This is a genomic window from Natrinema pallidum DSM 3751 (assembly GCF_000337615.1).
Lineage (GTDB): Archaea > Halobacteriota > Halobacteria > Halobacteriales > Natrialbaceae > Natrinema > Natrinema pallidum.
In genome coordinates this window covers 1-3,289 of record NZ_AOII01000013.1, presented here as the reverse complement: position 1 = coordinate 3,289, position 3,289 = coordinate 1, and the positions used below count along the sequence as shown (strand labels likewise).

Annotated in this window: 1 protein-coding gene and 3 pseudogenes; 2 read left to right on the top strand and 2 right to left on the bottom strand. The window is 64.5% G+C overall.

The window, feature by feature from the left end; all coding sequences use genetic code 11:
• A pseudogene (locus tag C487_RS00745) lies at positions 1-422 on the bottom strand (hypothetical protein); the annotation flags it as partial.
• A gap of 300 nt (positions 423-722) precedes the next feature.
• On the opposite strand from C487_RS00745, the pseudogene C487_RS19990 reads away from it, so the two are divergent.
• Both C487_RS19990 and C487_RS21930 read left to right on the top strand, forming a co-directional pair.
• Positions 723-1,962, top strand: a pseudogene (locus C487_RS19990) (TCP-1/cpn60 chaperonin family protein); the annotation flags it as partial.
• A gap of 40 nt (positions 1,963-2,002) precedes the next feature.
• Positions 2,003-2,527 (top strand): annotated as a pseudogene (locus C487_RS21930) (TCP-1/cpn60 chaperonin family protein); the annotation flags it as partial.
• A 503-nt stretch (positions 2,528-3,030) separates the two neighbouring features.
• Here the strand turns inward: C487_RS21930 and C487_RS00730 are convergent.
• Positions 3,031-3,289: Lrp/AsnC ligand binding domain-containing protein (locus C487_RS00730; protein ID WP_006183737.1), on the bottom strand; the 259-nt coding region annotated here is incomplete at its 5' end.

Here is a 3,289-nt window from a genome sequence, read left to right as displayed (position 1 = left end):
CCGCCGACGCTCGAGAGGACGCGCCGGGCCGTCGCGGGAGAGACGCGGTCGGCGACCAGTCGACCCACGAGTCGCCGGAGGAACGAGAGGTTCGGCGCGTCGATGCCGACCGGATCGGCCTCGGGGGCGGCGCTGATCGCAGCGCTCATCTCGCCGCCGAACCGCGGCGGTGCCGACTCCTCGGCGTCGCGGTCGCGAGCGTACGCGCGATACAGCGGCACCGCGACAGGCGGCAGTTCCAGCGCGACCGTCTCCGGTTCGACGCGCTCGAGGATGCGTTCGACGCGTGCGATACTCGCGGGATGGTCGTGAACGACGCCGATGAGAAGTAGGTCGCCGGCAGTGCTGGAAAGGCGACGACAGAACTGGGCGGTGATCCGCGGATCGTCGAACGATTCGGGAACGGACGGGGACTCGTCCATTGCTCGAGTGGTAATACGCGACTACCGTGATAACACTTCCGTTGTGTTGACTCGAGTCCGAGTTAGGATTTAGGGCGGCAGTCGACGCGCGACTGAGAACCGTTACAGTGGGGCAAACCACCCGTTGCAGTTCCGTCGAGGACGATTCTGCCGTCACAGACCGAAGCGACGTGCGACTATCGGACCCGGCACATCGTCTTCATATATAAAATCACCGTCCCGGTATGCGACTGGGAAGGATNGATTAGAAAACTTTATGTAGAATCACAATCAATCATCCGCTCGACTATGAGTCAGCGAATGCAGCAGGGGCAGCCGATGATCGTAATGAGCGAGGACTCCCAGCGCGTCAAGGACAAGGACGCGCAGGATTACAACATCAGCGCCGCCCGTGCGGTCGCTGAAGCCGTCCAGTCGACGCTCGGTCCGAAGGGCATGGACAAGATGCTCGTCGACTCCATGGGATCGGTGACGATCACCAACGACGGCGTCACCATCCTCAAGGAGATGGACATCGACAACCCGACGGCCGAGATGATCATCGAGGTCGCCGAAACCCAGGAGGACGAGGCTGGTGACGGCACCACGACGGCCGTCGCGATCGCCGGAGAACTCCTCAAAAACGCCGAGGATCTCCTCGAGCAGGACATCCACCCGACGGCGATCATCAAGGGCTTCCATCTCGCCAGCGAGCGGGCCCGCGAGGAGATCGACGACATCGCGACCGATATCGACACGAGCGACGAGGAACTCCTCCGGAAGACCGCCGAGACCTCGATGACCGGCAAGGGGACCGAGGTCAACAAGGAGCACCTCGCCCAGCTGATCGTCGAGGCCATCCGCCAGGTCACCGTCGAGGACGAGAACGGCAACAACGTCGTCGACCTCGAGTTCCTCAACATCGAGACCCAGACCGGCCGCAGCGCCGGCGAATCCGACCTCCTCGAGGGTGGCATCGTCGACAAGGACCCCGTCCACGACAACATGCCCCGTTCGGCGACCGACGCCGACATTCTGCTGCTCGACGAGGCCATCGAGGTCGAGGAGACCGACGTCGACACCGAAGTCTCGGTCACCGACCCCGATCAGCTCCAGAAATTCCTCGACCGCGAGGAGAAGCAGCTCCGCGAGAAGGTCGACGCGATCNGTCTCGGTCACCGACCCCGATCAGCTCCAGAAATTCCTCGACCGCGAGGAGAAGCAGCTCCGCGAGAAGGTCGACGCGATCGCCGACCTCGGCGCTGACGTCGTCTTCTGTCAGAAGGGCATCGACGACCTCGCCCAGCACTACCTCGCCAAGGAGGGCATCCTCGCCGTCCGCCGCGCCAAGAAATCCGACCTCGAGTTCCTCCAGGAAGTCGTCAACGCGTCGATCGTCTCCGACCTCGAGAGCGCAACCGAGGAGGACCTCGGCTTCGGCGACGTGACTCGCGACGAGGAGGACGAACTGTTCTACGTCGAGGGCGAGGACGCCCACGGCGTCACCCTCCTGCTTCGCGGCTCGACCGACCACGTCGTCGACGAACTCGAGCGCGGCGTCAACGACGCGCTCGACGTCGTCGCGCAGACCGTCTCGGACNGAGGACGCCCACGGCGTCACCCTCCTGCTTCGCGGCTCGACCGACCACGTCGTCGACGAACTCGAGCGCGGCGTCAACGACGCGCTCGACGTCGTCGCGCAGACCGTCTCGGACGGCCGCGTCCTCGCGGGCGGCGGTGCGATCGAAGTCGAACTCGCCGGTCGCCTCCGCGACTACGCCGACTCCGTCTCCGGCCGCGAGCAGCTGGCAGTCGAAGCCTTCGCCGACTCGCTCGAGCTCGTCCCGCGCGTCCTCGCCGGAAACGCGGGGCTGGACTCCATCGACACGCTGGTCGACCTGCGTGCGGCCCACGACGACGGCGACATCACGGCCGGCCTGAACGTCTTCTCGGGCGATGTCGAGGACACCTTCGAGGCCGGCGTCGTCGAACCGGCTCACGCCAAGGAACAGGCCGTCACCTCCGCCGCCGAAGCGGCCAACCTCGTGCTCAAAATCGACGACATCATCTCCGCCGGTGACCTGTCGACCGACAAGGGCGACGACGAGGAAGGCGGCCCCGGCGGGNAACCGGCTCACGCCAAGGAACAGGCCGTCACCTCCGCCGCCGAAGCGGCCAACCTCGTGCTCAAAATCGACGACATCATCTCCGCCGGTGACCTGTCGACCGACAAGGGCGACGACGAGGAAGGCGGCCCCGGCGGTGCGCCCGGCGGCATGGGCGGCATGGGCGGCGGCATGGGCGGCATGATGTGAGAGTGGTTCGGAACGAACGCAGTGAGTGAGAACCGCTGAAAGCGAGCGGGAAACGAAGTGGCCCGCGAGCTAAACCGACATTTTGCTCTGCGGGCCGCCGAAAGCGGCCCTCGGAAAAATATAGTATAAACGCACACCTCGCTCCCGATGGTCGCTCGTCGGCCCGAACGCGGAGCGTTCGGTGAACGGCGTCGTTCGGGTTCTTCGAACCGCTCACTCGCCGACATTTGCTCGAGTGGGTGGTCGCGCTTGCAACAGACAACACGAAGTCGCCACTACTCGAGATGGTGTCCCATCAGAACGGGGCTGTTCGATTACTCCTCGTCGACCTCGAGTTCGAACTGCTCGTTCTCGGAGACGGCGTTGAGAACGACGCTCGTGTTCGAGGCCTTGATGTCGGGGTCGGTCAACAGCTGTTTGATCTGATCGTTCATGCCGTCGGTGTCTTCGAACTTGCCGATGGCGATGACGTCGTAGTCGCCGGTGACCTCGTAGACGCTTGTCATCTGCTGGTGATCGCGCAGCGTGTCGGTAACGTCGGGCAGGGCGTTGCCCTCGACCTGGAGTTGGATC